This window comes from Micromonospora sp. CPCC 205739 (assembly GCF_036906795.1).
GTDB lineage: Bacteria > Actinomycetota > Actinomycetes > Mycobacteriales > Micromonosporaceae > Micromonospora.
This window is the reverse complement of the sequence record NZ_JBAKHS010000005.1, coordinates 122488-138435: the sequence shown is the minus strand read 5'-3', so window position 1 is coordinate 138435 and position 15948 is coordinate 122488. Positions and strand designations below refer to the sequence as shown.

The 15948-nt window shown below is 74.2% G+C and carries 13 protein-coding genes and 1 riboswitch; of the genes, 6 read left to right on the top strand and 7 right to left on the bottom strand.

Going from position 1 to position 15948, the window contains the following annotated elements; genetic code table 11:
- The first annotated feature begins 9 nt into the window (after positions 1-9).
- Positions 10-747, top strand: a complete 738-nt coding sequence (locus tag V6U88_RS10990) for an ABC transporter permease (RefSeq protein WP_334452110.1) — start codon at positions 10-12, stop codon at positions 745-747.
- A gap of 95 nt (positions 748-842) precedes the next feature.
- Entirely contained in the window at positions 843-1613 is a 771-nt protein-coding gene (locus V6U88_RS10985) for a VOC family protein (RefSeq protein WP_334452108.1), read from the top strand.
- An 18-nt stretch (positions 1614-1631) separates the two neighbouring features.
- On the opposite strand, the gene V6U88_RS10980 is transcribed toward V6U88_RS10985, so the two are convergent.
- The 4 genes from V6U88_RS10980 to V6U88_RS10965 all read right to left on the bottom strand — a co-directional run bounded on the left by V6U88_RS10980 (position 1632) and on the right by V6U88_RS10965 (position 6682).
- Positions 1632-2408 (bottom strand): ABC transporter ATP-binding protein, encoded by a 777-nt coding sequence (locus tag V6U88_RS10980; RefSeq protein ID WP_334452107.1) that lies wholly within the window; start codon positions 2406-2408, stop codon positions 1632-1634.
- Positions 2405-3463: a FecCD family ABC transporter permease gene (locus V6U88_RS10975; protein WP_334452366.1), complete on the bottom strand. Its 1059-nt coding sequence runs from the start codon at positions 3461-3463 to the stop codon at positions 2405-2407. The genes V6U88_RS10980 and V6U88_RS10975 overlap by 4 nt, the downstream gene beginning before the upstream one ends.
- Positions 3464-3605: 142 nt before the next feature.
- Complete coding sequence (locus V6U88_RS10970; protein ID WP_334452105.1) at positions 3606-4544, bottom strand: ABC transporter substrate-binding protein; 939 nt, start codon at positions 4542-4544, stop codon at positions 3606-3608.
- Between the two features lie 86 nt (positions 4545-4630).
- Positions 4631-4770, bottom strand: a riboswitch (cobalamin riboswitch).
- 55 nt (positions 4771-4825) lie between these two features.
- Positions 4826-6682 (bottom strand): M14 family zinc carboxypeptidase, encoded by a 1857-nt coding sequence (locus V6U88_RS10965; RefSeq protein ID WP_334452103.1) that lies wholly within the window; start codon positions 6680-6682, stop codon positions 4826-4828.
- Positions 6683-6886: 204 nt separating this feature from the next.
- Here V6U88_RS10965 and V6U88_RS10960 point away from each other — a divergent pair, with 204 nt between their 5' ends.
- The gene (locus tag V6U88_RS10960; RefSeq protein ID WP_334452101.1) at positions 6887-8227 is read left to right on the top strand and encodes a C39 family peptidase; all 1341 of its coding nucleotides are present in this window, start codon (positions 6887-6889) and stop codon (positions 8225-8227) included.
- 68 nt (positions 8228-8295) lie between these two features.
- On the opposite strand, the gene V6U88_RS10955 is transcribed toward V6U88_RS10960, so the two are convergent.
- The 3 genes from V6U88_RS10955 to mqnE are packed head-to-tail and all read right to left on the bottom strand — an operon-like array spanning position 8296 to position 10242.
- Entirely contained in the window at positions 8296-8583 is a 288-nt protein-coding gene (locus V6U88_RS10955) for a DUF4229 domain-containing protein (RefSeq protein ID WP_334452099.1), read from the bottom strand.
- 43 nt (positions 8584-8626) lie between these two features.
- A complete protein-coding gene (locus V6U88_RS10950; protein WP_334452098.1) occupies positions 8627-9049 on the bottom strand; it encodes a hypothetical protein in 423 nt (140 codons plus the stop codon).
- A 23-nt stretch (positions 9050-9072) separates the two neighbouring features.
- Positions 9073-10242 (bottom strand): aminofutalosine synthase MqnE, encoded by a 1170-nt coding sequence (gene mqnE, locus V6U88_RS10945; protein WP_334452096.1) that lies wholly within the window; start codon positions 10240-10242, stop codon positions 9073-9075.
- 240 nt (positions 10243-10482) lie between these two features.
- Here mqnE and V6U88_RS10940 point away from each other — a divergent pair, with 240 nt between their 5' ends.
- The 3 genes from V6U88_RS10940 to V6U88_RS10930 all read left to right on the top strand — a co-directional run bounded on the left by V6U88_RS10940 (position 10483) and on the right by V6U88_RS10930 (position 15920).
- Positions 10483-12051 carry a C40 family peptidase gene (locus V6U88_RS10940; protein WP_334452095.1) on the top strand — a complete coding sequence of 523 codons (1569 nt, stop codon included), beginning with the start codon at positions 10483-10485 and terminating at the stop codon, positions 12049-12051.
- A 125-nt stretch (positions 12052-12176) separates the two neighbouring features.
- Complete coding sequence (locus V6U88_RS10935) at positions 12177-13745, top strand: hypothetical protein (protein ID WP_334452093.1); 1569 nt, start codon at positions 12177-12179, stop codon at positions 13743-13745.
- A 231-nt stretch (positions 13746-13976) separates the two neighbouring features.
- Positions 13977-15920 carry a DEAD/DEAH box helicase gene (locus tag V6U88_RS10930; protein WP_442934613.1) on the top strand — a complete coding sequence of 648 codons (1944 nt, stop codon included), beginning with the start codon at positions 13977-13979 and terminating at the stop codon, positions 15918-15920.
- The last annotated feature ends 28 nt before the right edge of the window (positions 15921-15948 follow it).

Below are 15948 nucleotides of genomic sequence, written 5' to 3'. Positions count from 1 at the left end.
GGGGCACCCGTGCAGCTCGCCCTGGTCCACGCCCGCTACCAGCTGCTGGAGATCATGCGGATCCCGGTCGCGGTGGTGGGCAGCGCGTTCTTCCCCGCCGCCGCGATGCTCTTCTTCGTGGTGCCGTTCACCGGGGACGACCCGACCGCCGCCACCTACGCCACCGCCGCGATGGTCACCTTCTCGGTGCTCACCGCCAACATCTTCCAGTACGGCGTCGGGGTCTCCGAGGACCGCGCGCTGCCGTGGAACCCGTACACCCGGACGCTGCCGACCGGTCCGGCGGCGCGCTTCGCCGGGCGGGTGCTGGCCGGCCTGGTGCTGACGTACCTGTCCATGCTGCCGGTGGTGGTGATCGCGGCGGTGGCCACCTCGGCCCGGGTCGGCGCGGCGCAGTTCCTCCTCGGCGCCGCCACGGTGGCCGTGATCTCGGTGCCGTTCACGCTGATGGGCCTGGCCATCGGGTACGCACTGCCGAGCAAGGCGGCGATCGTGGTCGCGCAGGTGGTCTTCTTCCCGCTGGCCTTCGGCGGCGGGCTGCTCTCCGGCCCCGACACCGCGCCCGGCTTCATCCGGGCGATCGCCCCGTACCTGCCCACCCGGGGTGCGGTGGAGCTGATGTGGGCGGCGGTCACCGACTGGTCGCCGGACCCGCGGGCGCTGGTCTCGCTGGGCGTCTGGGTGGTGGCGCTGGCGGCGATCGCCGGCTGGGCGTACCGGCGGGACGAGGGTCGCCGGTACGGCTGACCTTTCGTCCGTTTCCCCCGCACCCGACGGCGGGACGGTGCCAGGATGCCCGCAGGGCGTGCCGTCGGCGGCCGCCACCGGCGGAAGGGGCCACCGTGAGCGGTGTCGAGCCCGGCACGCCCTGCTGGACCGACCTGGCCGCCCCCGACCTGGAGGGCGCGAAGCGCTTCTACCCGGAGCTGTTCGGCTGGACCGGCCGGGTCTCGCCGCAGCCGGAGGCGGGCGGCTACACCATCTTCCTCAAGGACGGCCGGGCGGTGGCGGGAGCGGGGCCGCCGGCCACCCCGGACCAGGTGCCGATCTGGTCCACCTACGTCGCCACCGACGACGCCGACCTGGCTGCCACCCGGGTCTCCTCGGCGGGTGGGCAGGTGCTGGTCCCCCCGTTCGACGTCTTCGACCAGGGGCGGATGGGGGTCTTCGCGGACCCGGCCGGCGCGGTGTTCAGCGTCTGGCAGCCGATGGCGATGACCGGGGCGGAGCTGTTCAACGTCCCCGGCGCGATGAGCTGGAACGAGCTGGTCACCCCGGACCCGGAGGGCGCGAAGGCCTTCTACGAGCTGGTCTTCGGCTGGCATCCGGAGGACCAGCCGATGGGGCCGATCACCTACACCGGCTGGCGGTGCGGGGCGCGGATCGTGGCCGGCATGATGCCGCCGCTCGGCGACGACTTCCCCGCCGACATGCCGGCCTACTGGTCGGTCTACTTCGCGGTGGCGGACACCGACGCCACCGCCGCCCGGGCCGCCGAGATGGGCGGCAGCATCCTCGTTCCGCCCCGGGACGTCCCGCAGGGCCGGCTGGCCGCCCTCCGCGACCCCCAGGGCGCCCTCTTCTCCGTCATCACCCTGTCCGCCCCGGCGTGATCCGGCCGCAGGGCCGGGTCAGTGGGGGCGGATGGGGACCACCAGCGGGCCGTGGTCGCCGTCGATGACCCGGACGTGCGCACGGTAGTGCGTGGCGAGCAGCTCCTGGGTGAGGACCTCGCGGGGCGGGCCGGCCGCCACCACCCGCCCGTCGGCGAGCAGCACCAGCCGGTCGGCGTACTCGCCGGCGACGGAGAGGTCGTGCATGGTGGCGAAGACGGTCAGCCCGTGCGCCCGACGCAACTGGTCGACCAGCTCCAGCACCTCCTGCTGGTGGCCGATGTCCAGCGCGCTGGTCGGCTCGTCCAGCAGCAGCAGGGTGGCACCCTGGGCGAGCGCCCGGGCCAGGAAGACCCGCTGCCGCTCACCGCCGGAGAGGGTGGCCAGTTCGCGGCCGTGGAACGCGGCCAGGTCCAGCCGGTCCAGCACCTCGTGCACGGCCGCCAGGTCGGCGGCGGACTCGCGCCCCAGCGGCGGGATGTACGGGGTGCGGCCGAGCAGGACGTAGTCGAGCACCGACATCCCGGCCGGCACGGTCGGGGACTGGGCGACGGTGGCCACCACCCGGGCCCGCTCGCGGGGACGCAGGGCCCGCAGCGGCGTACCGAAGAGGGAGACGGCGTGCGGTGCGGGCAGCAGGCCGCCGACGGCGCGCAGCAGGGTCGACTTGCCGGCGCCGTTCGGACCGATCACGGTGACCCACTCGCCGGGCGCGACGGTCAGGTCGACCCCGGCCAGGATCGGCACGCCGCCGAGCTTGACGTGCAGGTCGCGCACCTCGACCGCGGGTGTCACGAGAGCACCCGCCGGGAGGTGCGCAGCACCAGGACGAAGAACGGGCCGCCGAGCAGCGCGGTGACCACGCCGATCGGGATCTCGGCCGGGGCGGCGACGGTCCGGGCCGCCACGTCGGTCAGCGCCAGGAACGCGCCGCCGAAGAGCATGGAGAGCGGCAGGATCACCCGGTAGCTGGAGCCGGCGAGCAGCCGCACGGTGTGCGGGACGATGATGCCGACGAAGCCGATCAGCCCGGAGGCGGAGACCGCCGCCGCGGTGCCGAGCGAGGCGGCGGCGATCAGCAGGTAGCGGGAGCGCTGCGGGTGCAGCCCGAGGCTGCTGGCCTCGTCGTCGCCGAGCGACAGCACGTCCAGCTCGCGACGGTGCAGCAGGACCACGACCGCGGTCAGCGCGAAGTACGGCAGGACCAGCAGCACGTCGTGCCAGCCGGCGGTGGCGAGCCGGCCGAGCAGCCACGAGTAGACCAGCTGGATGCTGTCCGAGTGCCGTTGCAGCAGGTACGTCTGCCCGGCCGAGAGGAACGCCGAGACCGCCACCCCGGCCAGGATCAGCGTCGCCGGGGACCGGCCGCGCGCGCCGGCCACCCCCAGCAGGTACGTCATCGCCACCGCGCCGAGGGAGCCGGCGAACGCGGCGAGCGGCACGGTCAGCGGCAGCCCGGTCAGCGCCGTACCAGCCGCGCCGAGGGCGATCACCGCGGTGACCGCCAGCCCCGCCCCGGCCGCCACGCCCAGCAGGTACGGGTCGGCCAGCGGGTTGCGGAACACCCCCTGGTACGCGCCGCCGGCCAGGGCGAGCAGCGCACCGACCAGCAGGCCGAGCACCACCCGGGGCAGCCGCAGCTCGGTGACGATGGCGATCTCGCCGGCGGTCAGGCCGCTGTCCAGGTGCACCCCGGGCAGCAGGTTCAGCAGCTCAGCGGCGACGCTGCCGGGCGGCAGGCTGACCGGGCCGAGCGACACCCCGGTGATCAGGGCGACCAGCACCGCGCCCAGCCCGGCGGCCAGCCAGCGTCGGCGCAGCCCGGCCGGTCGGGCCGTACCGACGGTCACCGGCCGCGCCGCCGACGGGTCGCCCGGCTGGTCCGGAGCCGGGGCGGGGTCGCGGGCGGCGGGCACGCCGGCCGGCCGGGACGCCTCGGGCGTCCCGGCCGGTCGGGGTTGCGTGGGTCGTACGGTCACGGGCGGGGGACGGTCACGCCGGCACCTTGGCGACCGCGTCGACGACCGTGCGGAGCTGGTCGACCACCCGCGGGCCCCAGCGCGAGGCGATGTCGTCGTCGAGGACGACCACCTGGTTGTTCTTCACGGCGGTGATCCCGGCCCAGCCGCTGCGCGCCTTGACCGTCTCCGGCGTCTGCTGGCAGCACTTGGTGTCGGCCAGGAAGACGAAGTCCGGGTCGGCCTTGACGATCACTTCCTGGGAGAGCTGCGGGTAGCCGCCGCTCTTGCCGTCGGCGTCGGAGGCGTCGGCGATGTTCTCCAGGCCGGCCAGGGCGTAGATCGAGCCGATGAAGGTCTTGCTGGTCGCGGTGTACAGCTCCGGGCCCAGCTCGTGGTAGTAGGTCAGCTTCTCCGACCGCTGCGGCAGGTCCTTGACCAGCTTGGCGATGTCGTCCTTCATCCGCCTGGTGACGTCGGCGGCCTCGGCCGGGTGCCCGGTCAGCGCGCCCAGGTCGGTGATCTGCCGGTACGAGTCGTCCAGCGTGGCCGCCGCCGGGGTGAGCAGCACCGGGATCTTCAGCGTGGTGAGCTGGTCGACGATCTTGTTGGTGTCGTTGGAGAGCACCACCAGGTCGGGCGTCTTCGCCGCGATCGCCTCGGCGTTGGGCTGGAAGCCGGAGAGGTCGCTCTTCGGCGCCTCCGGCGGGTAGTTGGAGTTGTCGTCGACGGCGGTGACCTGCTTGCCGGCGCCGATGGCGAAGAGCATCTCGGTCGCGCTCGGCGAGAGCGAGACGATCTTCTCGGGGCGCTTCTCCAGCGTCAGCTTGCCGACCGTGACGGGAAAGGTGGCCGCCGAGCCGCTGCTGCCTGCGGCGGGGGTGTCGTTCGAGGTCTTCTCGGCGCAGGCGCCGAGGGTCAGCGCCGCCACCGCGAGGGTCGCGGCGAGCAGCCGGGGGGTACGTCCGGACATCTGTCCTCCTGTCGGTCGAGGAGCCTGGTGCTTCGCCGACAGGGACCTTGCGTACCCGTCCGCGAGGCGCCCTTCCTCGAGAGCGCGTGTCGCGACCACTGACGCAGGCGACCTGGCTCGTCCCCGACGGGCGGGGCATCACAGTTGCGGGACAGCGCCGGTTTCACACCGGCTTCGCTGCGGTTGGTCGACGCCACGGTAGCGCACGACCAGCGGAGATCGTCCGGACGGGAGGGGCGGGTGGGGCCCCGTCGGGGGCGGAACGGGGCCCCACCCGGGCATCAGGAACTGGTGATGGTGACGTTGTCCACAGCCGCCTCGACCAGACTCGCGCCGGAGGCGTCCGCGGCTTCCACCACGATCCGCACCGACTGCCCGGCGTACGGCGTCAGGTTGAGGTTCGCCACCGCCCAGGCGGCGTCCCGGTCGGTGGCCGCACCCGCCTGGTTGAGCAGGGTGGTGGTGCCGCCGTTGTGCACCACGCTGACCCGCAGGTAGTCCGCCGACGAGGCGTTCGACCCGTGCGCCAGGTACCAGGCGAGCGAGAGGGTGAGCGTGCCGGTGGCCGGGAGGGTCACCGCCGGGGAACGGGCGCTGGTCACCCCGCCGTCGACGTCGTAGTCACCCGCCGCCGTGCCGGCGAGCCGACCGGTGACCAGGTCGTTGGCGCCCGCGTACGGGACGAGCTGCTTGGCCCCGGAGGAGTTGGTCGCCTGGGCGGCGCCCCGCTCCCACGCCCCGGTGGTGGCGGTGTCCGTGCCGGCCGGGTTGATGGTCCAGCCGGTGGCCGTCTCGAAGGTGTCCGACCAGACCGTGGTCCCGCCGCCCCCGCCGCAGTACTGCGCCTGCTTGCCGATCGCCCGGTACGGGCAGTCGGCGTACTCGGAGAGCAGCAGCACGGCGTCGCGGTTGCGGGAGGTCTGCGCGGGGATCACCTCGTCCGGCGGGTAGAAACCGCCGCCGGTGGCCGAGCCCGGGTACATCTCGAAGGTGTACGCCCAGATGCCGTGTGCGCCCCACATCCAGTCGATGCTGGTGCCGTCGGCGACGTAGAGGTCGCTGGACTGTTCCGGGGTGTAGCCGTTGGTGTTCGCCATCTGCTGGCCGATGGTGGCGAAGGTGTTGTACTGGTCGGCGCTCATCCCGGTGGGGGTGTTCGCGGTGGTGTAGCCGAACGGCCAGAGCACCAGCTGCGAGTAGGTGTGGAAGTCGATGTTGGCCTTGATCTGCTGCGTCCCGCCGACCACCCGGCTGTTGACGAAGTTGCGCAGGGCCTGGGTCTCCGGGGCGGAGAAGGCGGACGGGCCGCGGTAGGTGTCCGACGAGGTGGTGCCGGACGAGCCGCCGCAGCAGCCCCACTGGTACGACCAGTTCCGGTTCAGGTCGGTGCCGACGGCGGTGGAGCCGCTGTTGGGCTGCCGGTTCTTGCGCCAGGAGCGGTACGAGCCGGTGGCGATGTCGTACTCGCTGCCGTCGGGGTTGACCGTCGGCACGATCCAGATCTCCCGGGAGTTGACGATGTTGCTGATCCGGGAGTCGCTGCCGTAGCTGTCGGTGAAGAGGTTGAGCAGGTAGATCGCCATCTCGACGGTCAGGTGCTCCCGGGCGTGCTGCTGGGCGTTGAAGAGGATCTCCGGCTCGTTCTCGTCGGTGCCGACGTTGTCGGAGATCTTCACCGCCATCAGGTCGCGGCCCTCGTACGACGTACCGATGCTGATCTTGCGGGCGATGGCCGGATGGTCCGCGACCGCCTGGTTCACGACGGCGGTCAGCTCCGCGTAGTCGTGGTAGTTGGAGTCGGCCGGCGGGAAGGCGAGGGTGCCGGCATGGTCGTGGGGAGTCGGGGTGGGGTCGGACTCCAGCCGGAAGCCCAGCCGGGTGATCGCCGCCGCCTCGGCCCGGGTGGCCGAGACGTGCAGCACGCCGTGTTCGGAGTAGTCGATCGCCGCGCCGGTGCGGGCGACGGCGTTCCGGTCGGCCACCGTGCGCGGGCCGAGCACCCGGTAGCTGGCGGCGGCCGGTTCCGGGTCGGGGGCGGGTCGGGCGGAGACCGGCCCGGCGGCGACGGTGACGAAGCCGAGCCCGACGGCGACGGCCAGCGCCAGCCGGCGGCGGAGTGGGGACGTGCGGAGGGCCATGGACAACCTCCTCGGAGTACGGGAGATCCCGCTGTCCGCACACTTCACCAGGAGTCACATGGTCATATCAACGTTCATCATTGTCATGGTCCATCCCGGCCGCATCCTCCCGTCGGCAATTATTTTCCATGTCTTCACATCTGGCGGAAGTTCCCTCCAAGCGGGACAGTGAACGGCAACGATTCCCCACCTCGCGGAGTTGCCATGGCCAGCACATCCCTGCGCGCCGTCGCCCTCGCCGGCGTCGCCGCGCTCACCCTCGTCGGCACCACGGTCCCGGCCCAGGCCGACAACAACCTGCCCGTCGTCGCGCACGACGAGCAGATCACCTTCCAGGAGTGGTCCAGTCACCCCGACTGGCGCTCCGGCACCCACCAGGGCACCTACGCCGTGCCGGGCCACCGCACCGGCATCACCATCGACCGGCCCGTCGGGACCACCACGGTCACCGACCCCCACGGCGGCGCCACCCGCACCTGGGAGTACGCCACCTGGACCTCGCCGCGTACCGAGATCGGCTTCGCCGCCACGGAGCTGGTCGCCTCCTGGAACGCCGACACCCCGGCCGGCACCTGGATCCAGGTGGAGCTCCAGGGCACCTACAACACCGGCACCGCGACCCCCTGGTACGTGATGGGGCGCTGGGCCTCCGGCGACCAGGACATAAAGCGGGCCACCCTGGACGGTCAGGGTGACCCCTGGTCGACCATCTGGACCGACACCTTCTCGATCGACGACGCCAAGGCCGGGGTGCTGCTGGAGTCGTACCAGTTGCGGCTCAACCTCTACCGGGCACCCGGCCAGACGGCGTCGCCCCGGGTCCGGATGCTCGGCGCGATGAGCTCGCACGTGCCGGACCGGTTCACCGTCACCCCCAGCAAGGGCGGCATCGCCTGGGGCACCGAACTGCCCGTGCCGGCCCGCTCCCAGATGATCCACCGGGGCAACTACCCCGAGTGGGGCGGCGGCGGGCAGGTCTGGTGCAGCCCCACCTCGACCACGATGGTGCTGGAGTACTACGGCCGCGGCCCGTCGGCCGCGGACCTGTCCTGGGTCACCCCCGGCTACACCGACCCGCAGGTCGCCCACGCCGCGCGGATGACCTGGGACTACGAGTACGCGGGCGCCGGCAACTGGCCCTACAACACCGCGTACGCGGCCGGCTTCCCCGGGATCGACGCGCGGGTGACCCGGCTGCACTCGCTGGACGAGGTGGAGCGCTTCATCGCCGCCGGCATCCCCGTCGTCACCTCGCAGTCCTTCCTCGGCACCGAACTGGACGGTTCCAACTACGGCACCTCGGGCCACCTCTTCGTGGTGGTGGGCTTCACCGCCGACGGTGACGTGATCGTCAACGACCCGGCCTCCTCGTCGAACGCGGAGGTGCGCAACGTCTACAAGCGGGAGCAGTTCGAGCAGATCTGGCTGCGCACCAAGCGCTACCGGGCAAACGGCACGGTGGCCGGCGGCTCCGGCGGCATCGCGTACCTGATCAAGCCGGCGGATCGGCCGTGGCCGACGGTGCCGGGCTCCACCAACTGGTAACCGCTCCGACGGAACGGGCCGGCACGCTCCTGATGGACCGTGCCGGCCCGCCCGCCGGATCGTCGGTGCTAGCCGTCCGCGCGCCGGTCGCCGGGCTCGCCCTCGGTCGGCTGGTCCTCGCCGGCCAGCGCCGAGCGCAGCCGCTCCTTCTCCGCGCGCCGCCGCTCGGCGGCCACGGCCATCTCCTCGGCCATCTCGTCGCGCCAGCCCTTCAGCAGGAAGAACGAGGCGGCGGCGGAGAACACCAGCGCCAGCATCAGCTTGAGGAAGACGTTCATCTCGACCGGCCAGAGGGCCAGCACGACCACGACGAACAGCCCGATCCGGCCCAGCGTGTACTTGACCGCCGCGCTCACGTTCCCACTCCGTTCTCCGCCGCCGGCATGACCCGGGCGGGGTTCAGCCCGTGCGTCGGGCCAGCCAGTGCACGCCATGGAACCAGAGCACCGCGTACACCAGGGTGAACGCGAGGGCGGCCAGGCCGCCGGTGAGCAGCGGCGCCAGGCCGTCGGCCACCCCGGCGACCAGCAGCCCGCCGACCACCGCGACGACGGCGGCGAACAGCGCCGCCACCACCCGGGCGGCGCCGAACTCCCAGGCCCGGAAGTCGTCCCAGAACAGCCACGCGGGCAGGATCACCGCCAGCCAGCCGTTGGTGCGCCCGAACTCCCCCGCGCCGATCGACGCGAAGGCCCAGTCGAAGAGCACCAGCGCCAGCACCCCGATGACCCACCCGGCGAGGCTGACCCCGAGCAGGTCGCCCAGGGTGAGGACGCGCCCCTCGGCGTCGCGCCGGGGGAACCCGCTCCGCTGCTCGGTCATCGTGTTACGAGGATACGGCCGGCTCAGGCCCAGACCTGCTGCGGCTCGGAACGCCGCTCGGCCAGCGACGGGGCCTTGTCGTACTCCCGGACCACGTTGTAGCGGGTGTCCCGCTCGACGGGCTGGAAGCCGGCGTCCCAGATCAGGTGCAGCAGGTCGTCCCGGTGCATGGTGTTCGGGGTGCCGTACGAGTCGGCGTCGTGGGTGATCTTGTATTCCACGACCGAGCCGTCCAGGTCGTCCACGCCGAAGTTGAGCGAGAGCTGGGCCACCGAGAGGCCGTGCATCACCCAGAAGCACTTCACGTGCGGGACGTTGTCGAAGAGCAGCCGGGAGACCGCGAAGGTCTTCAGCGACTCGGCCGGCGACGCCATCGTGGTGCGGGCCTGGATCCGGTTACGGATCTTGCCGTCCGCCGAGTCGACGAAGTCGTGCTGGTAGCGCAGCGGGATGAAGACCGCGAAGCCACCCGTCTCGTCCTGCAGCTCGCGCAGCCGCAGCACGTGGTCGACCCGGTGCCGGGGCTCCTCGATGTGGCCGTAGAGCATCGTCGACGGGGTCTTCATGCCCTTCGAGTGGGCCAGCCGGTGGATCCGCGACCAGTCCTCCCAGTGGCACTCGTGGTCGACGATGTGCTGCCGGACCTCCCAGTCGAAGATCTCCGCGCCGCCGCCGGTCAGCGACTCCAGGCCGGCGTCCATCAGCTCGTCGAGGATCTCGTCGGCGCTCAGCCCGCTGATCTTCTCGAACCACTGCACCTCGGTGGCGGTGAAGCACTTGAGCTTGACGTTCGGCAGCGCCGCCTTCAGCTCACGCAGCACCTTCGGGTAGTAGCGCCACGGCAGGGTCGGGTGCAGACCGTTGACGATGTGCAGCTCGGTGAGCTGCTCGTCCTCCATCTCCTTGGCCTTGCGCACGGCCTCGTCGATGCGCATCGTGTACGCGTCCTTCTCGCCCGGCTTGCGCTGGAACGAGCAGTACGCGCACGAGGCGGAACAGACGTTGGTCAGGTTCAGGTGCCGGTTGACGTTGAACATCACCCGGTCGCCGTTGAGCTCGGTGCGGCGGTGGTGGGCCAGCCGCCCCAGCCAGGCCAGGTCGTCGCTGTCGTAGAGCGCGATCCCGTCCTCCCGGGTCAGCCGCTCACCGGCGTACACCTTCGCTTCGAGCTCGCGCTTGAGTCCGGCGTCCATCGAAAGCCACGTCCCTTCCAGCTACGGTCCGCGTCGAGCCTACGTCGGCCCGCCGACGACCCGGCAGCACGGGCACCGCCCGCGACGTACTTCACCGGACTCTCAGGTTCCCGTGACCGGGCCACGCATCGACATCGCTGCCTCGGTGCGGTAAGACAGGGTGGGGCGCGACACACACTGGTAGCGTCCCGGTCGCCGCGCCCACCGTGCGCGGCACGAGCGCGCCGGACGGGGAGCGGAATGGTCGACAGCGGGCACGGGCGACGGCAGCGACGACGCAGGAGCCCGGTGATCTCGCCGGTGCTGCGCCCCGCGCTCTGGTCGGCCCTGCTCGGCGCCGTCGCCGCGATGGCCCTGGCCACCCCCGCGTACGCCGATCCCGCGCTGCCCAACGCCGTGCCCGACACCGGCTCCCGCCCGGTCGCCACCGGCGGCCTGCGGCTGCCCGGCGCGGCACCCGGCCTCTCCGGCGGCGTGACCGGCCTGCCCACCGCGGGGCCGACCCTGCCGGTCGGTGGCGTCGTCACCAGCCCGCTGCTGACCCAGATCACCGCCCTGGAGACGCAGAACGGCCAGCTCGGCGACCAGCTGCTCGGGCTCCGCCAGCAGCGCGACGACGCCCGGACGCAGCTCACCGCCGCCGAGGGCGAGCTGGCCCGCGCCCGCGACGCCCTGGCCGCCGCCCAGCAGCGCGCCGACGCCGTCGCCGCCGACGCCTTCAAGGCCGCCGCCGCCCTGCCACCCGGCCAGATCGCCGAGGACCTGCGGGGGCTCAGCGACCTGTCGCGGATCTCCCGCGGCGAGCAGGCCGAGGGCTCCACCACCGCCGCGGCCGGTGAACTCTCCCGGGCCCGTACGGCCGAGCAGGTCGCCACCCAGGCCGCCGCCGCCACGCGGGACCGGGTCCGCCGGGCGGAGGAGCAGTTCACCGCGGTGGAGAGGGCGCTGCGGGAGAACGAGCGCAAGCTGGTCAAGCTCCGCGCGGACAACCAGGCCCAGCTGATCGAGCTGGAACGGCAGCAGGAGGCCGCCGAACAGAAGCTCGGGGCCGGCTACGTCGAGGGGCAGAGCGCCACCGGCCTGATCGCCAGCCCGCAGGCCCTCGCCGCCGTCCGCTACGCGCTGGCGCAGCTCGGCGACCCGTACCTGTGGTCGGCCGAGGGGCCGGACCGGTTCGACTGCTCCGGCCTGATGTGGGCCGCGTACCGGTCGGCCGGCTACTACGACCTGCCCCGCGTCTCCCGGGACCAGTACTACGCCACCCGGGCCCGCTCCGTGGACCGCAGCGCCCTGCTCCCCGGCGACCTGCTCTTCTTCGCCTCGGGCAGCAGCTGGACGACCATCCACCACGTCGGGATGTACATCGGCGGCGGCAAGATGGTGCAGGCCCCCTCCACCGGCGACGTGGTCAAGATCTCCACCGTCCGGTGGTCCGGCCTCTACGCCGCCACCCGGGTCGTCGGTGCGGTGCCCGCGCCGGCCACCCCGCCGCCGGCACCCACCACGCCGGCCCCCAAGCCGACGGGCTCGACGTCGCCGAAGCCGACCACCCCGGCGCCGAACCCCTCGCCCACCGCCACCAAGGCGCCCACCAGGCCGCCGACGCGCCCGACCACCCCGCCGACGTCGCCGTCGCCCTCGCCGTCGCCGTCGCAGAGCCCGTCGCCGACGGCGAGCGCGACGAGCTCCGCTGCGCCGAGCCCGACCGGCGGCGCGGAGCCGAGCACCGCGCCGAGCAGCCTGGCCCCGGCCACCAGCGCTCCGGCGAGCAGCGCCCCGGCCTCGGCCTCGGCGAGCACCGGCGCCTGACCGGACGGCACACTGCGGTACGCCGCTCCGGCTGTGCCGGCGGGGTGGAATGTGGCACCGTGACACCCAGGCACATCCGGTCCGGTGTCACGGGTACGGGTGCGAGCGCGGCGCGGAGGGCGAGCATGGGCGAGCGACAGATTCCGGCGGAGACCGTCGACCGCGGATCCGTGCCCGAACCGGCCACCACGACCGGCTCCGCGCCGACCGGACCGTCCGGTGTCGACGCCCCGCACCCGGGCACGGACGCCACCCCGACCGCGACCGACGGCTCGCCTGCCGCGACCGACGCCTCGCCGCCCGGGGACGGCCCGGCCGGCCGCGCGAGCGTGGACCCGTCGCCGGCCACGGCGGAGTCGTCCGCCGCGCCGGCCCGCGCCCGGGCCAGCGTCGCCACCGTGGCCGCGCCACCGCAGGACGGCCACCTGCCGACGCCGCCCGCCGCCGGCACCACCTACCGGGGCGGCGCACCGGACCCCGTCGGCGAGGAGAGCCCGGCCGTCGCTTCCCCTGCCGGTGCGGAGAGCTCCGTCGAACGGGCCGAGGCCGCCCGGCCGGCGGGCATGCCGGCCGCCGCCGCGCCGGTCGTCGGGGCCGCGTCCGTACCGGGGCAGCGGGCCGGCGGCTCGACGCCGGGCACCCGGGCCAGCGCCTCCGTGCCGGGGCTGAGCCGGATCTCGGCCGAGGACGCCGCCGCCGGTGCGGTCGCCCGGGCCGGTGGTGGCGCCGCCACGGTCTACCGGTCGACCCCGGTCAACCCGGAGCCGCCCGAGCCCGCCCAGCCTCCGGAGCCGGCCCAGCCGCCCACCCCGCCGACGCCGGAGCCGGAGCCCGCCCCGAGCCCTGCCCCGCCCGGCCCGACCCCGCCCGCGCCCGCGCCGATCCCGGAGCCGCCCGCCCCCGGGCCGTTCCCCTCGCCGGTGCCGCCGCTGCCGAGCCCGACCCCGCCGGGGCCGCGCCCGACCCCGCCCGGTCCGATCCCGCCCGTGCCCGGCCCGCCGGTACCTCCGCCCGGGCCCCCGGTGCCGCCGCCCCCGCCCCCGCCGGGCCCGATGCCGGCCCCGCCGTTCCCGCCGCCGCCGGCCATGCCGGGCGCAGGCACGTCGTCGGCCCGCGCCACGGCACCGGTCTCCGCACCACCCGCCACCGCCCCGCCGGCCTCGGCCCCACCGTTCTCCGCTCCGCCGGCCTCGACGCCCTCCTTCACCGTCCCGCCGATCTCCACGCCGCCGGCCGCAGCCCCGCCCGCCTCGCCGTCGTTCCGGGCCGCCGCGCCGGTCTCCGCACCGCCCGCCCGGGCCGCGGCGCCCGCCTCGGCCCCACCCGCCACACCGGTCCCGCCGGCCGTCCAGCGGCCCGCCTGGGGCACCCCGGCCGCCGGGGGCTCCGCCCGGCCCGGTACGCCCTACCGGGGCGGGCCGGACCTGGCCAGCACCGTCTACGGCGGCACCGAGGGGCCCGGCTTCGCGACGGTCTCCTTCCCGGCCGGCAACCCGCTCGAGAACTCCGGCTCGCTGACCGGCCACATCCTGGCCCAGGGCTGGGCCGACACGCCGACCGAACGGTCCCGTACGGCCCGGGTGGTGGTCGTCCTGGCCGCCTCCCTGGGGCTGCTGGTGGCGATCAGTGTGCTGGTCGTCCTGCTCGCCAACGACGCCATGGACGGGCTGGTGGGCAGCATCCTGAACAAGTGAGCCGGAGCGGGGGCGCGCCCCTCCCGCCGGGCGGGTCGTACGCCGGGCGAGGGTGAGCCCGCCCACTACCCCCTCGCGATCGACTGGCGGCCTCGCCGGGCCGCCGTACACTGGTAGAGATCATTGACCTGGCGCGCGTGGTGCGCGCCCATGGGCGATCTTGCGGGCGATTCGGCGGCGTGCAGCCGCAGCGGGCCATCGCGAAGATGCGCCCCGCTCGAAAGGCATTTCTTGACCATCTCCGCTGACCCCGGCACCACTCCGTCCGTCCTCGACCAGACCGAAGGCGACGCCCCCGTCGCCGACGTGACCTTCGCCGACCTGGGCCTGCCCCGGCCGCTGGTCGAGGCGCTCGCCCGACAGGGCATCACCACCCCGTTCGAGATCCAGCGCGCCACCATGCCCGACGCCCTCGCCGGCCGGGACGTGCTCGGCCGGGGCCAGACCGGCTCCGGCAAGACCCTCGCCTTCGGGCTGCCGCTGATCGCCCGGCTCGCCGACCGCAACCGGGCCCGTCCGCTGCACCCCCGGGCCCTGGTGCTGGTCCCCACCCGGGAACTCGCCATGCAGGTGAACGACGCCCTGATGCCGCTGGGCAAGGCCGTCGGCATCTTCCTGAAGACCGCCGTCGGCGGTGTCCCGTACGACCGGCAGATCGACGCGCTGCGCCGTGGCGTGGAGATCGTCGTGGCCACCCCGGGCCGGCTCGGCGACCTGATCAACCGGGGCGTCTGCCACCTGGACGACGTCGAGGTGACCGTCCTCGACGAAGCCGACCAGATGGCCGACATGGGCTTCCTGCCCGAGGTGACCGAGCTGCTGGCGAAGACGCCGGCGGGCGGCCAGCGGCTGCTCTTCTCGGCCACCCTGGACGGCGACGTGGACTCGCTCGTCAAGCGGTTCATGTCCGACCCGGTGACCCACTCGACCGCCCCGTCGACCGCCTCGGTGTCCACCATGGACCACCACATGCTGCTGATCCCGCCGCACGACAAGTTCGCGGTGGCGGCGTCGATCGCGGCCCGGTCCGGCCGGACCATGCTCTTCGCGCGTACCCAGCTCGGGGTGGACCGGCTGGTGGAGCAGCTCGCCGCGGTGGGCGTACGGGCCGGTGGCCTGCACGGCGGCAAGACCCAGCGGATGCGCACCAAGACGCTCGCCGAGTTCCGCGAGGGCCGGATGAACGTCCTGGTCGCCACGGACGTGGCCGCCCGGGGCATCCACGTCGACGGGGTCACCCTGGTGCTGCACATCGACCCGCCGAAGGACCCGAAGGACTACCTGCACCGCGCGGGGCGTACCGCTCGGGCCGGCGAGTCCGGCGCGGTGGCGACCCTGGTGCTGCCGAAGCAGCGCCGCACCACCCTGGCCATGATGGAGAAGGCCGGCGTCGCGCCGGCCGAGACCCGGGTACGCGCCGGTGACCCGACGCTGGCCGAGCTGACCGGTGCCCGCGAGCCGAGCGGCGTCCCGGTGCGCGAGGAGCCCGAGCCGCGCCGTTCCGGCGGGCAGCGCCGCTACGGCGACCGCCCGACCGGGGAGCGCCGCTTCGGCGACCGCCCGGACCGGGGCGAGCGCCGCTACGGTGACCGGCCGACCGGCGAGCGGCGCTACGGCGACCGCCCCACCGGCGAGCGCTACGGCGATCGGCCGACCGGCGAGCGCCGGTTCGGCGACCGCGAGGCACGCGGCGAGCGCTTCGGTGAGCGCCGCTTCGACGGCCGCAGCGACCGCCCGGCGGGCGAGCGTTCCTTCGGCGACCGCGGCCACTCCGACCGCCCCCAGAGCGAGCGCCGCTACGACGGGCGCGGCGAGCGCTTCGGTGACCGCCCGACCGGCGAGCGGAGCTTCGGCGACCGGGGTGAGCGGCGCTTCGACGGCCGTGGCGACCGGCCGGCCGGCGACCGCTCGTTCGGCGAGCGCGGCCAGCGGGGCTTCGGCGACCGCACCGACCGCCCGACCGGCGAGCACCGCTACGGCGACCGGGGCGAGCGCGCCGGCGACCGGGGCGAGCCTCGCTTCGGCGACCGGCCGCAGGGCGAGCGGCGCTTCGGCGGCGAGCAGCGCGGCACCGACCGCCGGGGCGGGTTCCGCTCCGAGGGGCGGGGCCGGGACGAGCGGCCGCGCGACGAGCGGCGTGGCTTCGGCGGCCGGCCGCCGGCGCGTACCCACTGATCCACCGACCACCCGGCACGCCGCCGCG

Bases quoted from the DNA above. Each gene is read 5' to 3' on its own strand.
- V6U88_RS10970 (WP_334452105.1), bottom strand. From the start codon at position 4,544: ATGTCCGGACGTACCCCCCGGCTGCTCGCCGCGACCCTCGCGGTGGCG.
- V6U88_RS10965 (WP_334452103.1), bottom strand. From the start codon at position 6,682: ATGGCCCTCCGCACGTCCCCACTCCGCCGCCGGCTGGCGCTGGCCGTC.
- V6U88_RS10960 (WP_334452101.1), top strand. From the start codon at position 6,887: ATGGCCAGCACATCCCTGCGCGCCGTCGCCCTCGCCGGCGTCGCCGCG.
- V6U88_RS10950 (WP_334452098.1), bottom strand. From the start codon at position 9,049: ATGACCGAGCAGCGGAGCGGGTTCCCCCGGCGCGACGCCGAGGGGCGC.
- mqnE (WP_334452096.1), bottom strand. From the start codon at position 10,242: ATGGACGCCGGACTCAAGCGCGAGCTCGAAGCGAAGGTGTACGCCGGT.
- V6U88_RS10940 (WP_334452095.1), top strand. From the start codon at position 10,483: ATGGTCGACAGCGGGCACGGGCGACGGCAGCGACGACGCAGGAGCCCG.
- V6U88_RS10935 (WP_334452093.1), top strand. From the start codon at position 12,177: ATGGGCGAGCGACAGATTCCGGCGGAGACCGTCGACCGCGGATCCGTG.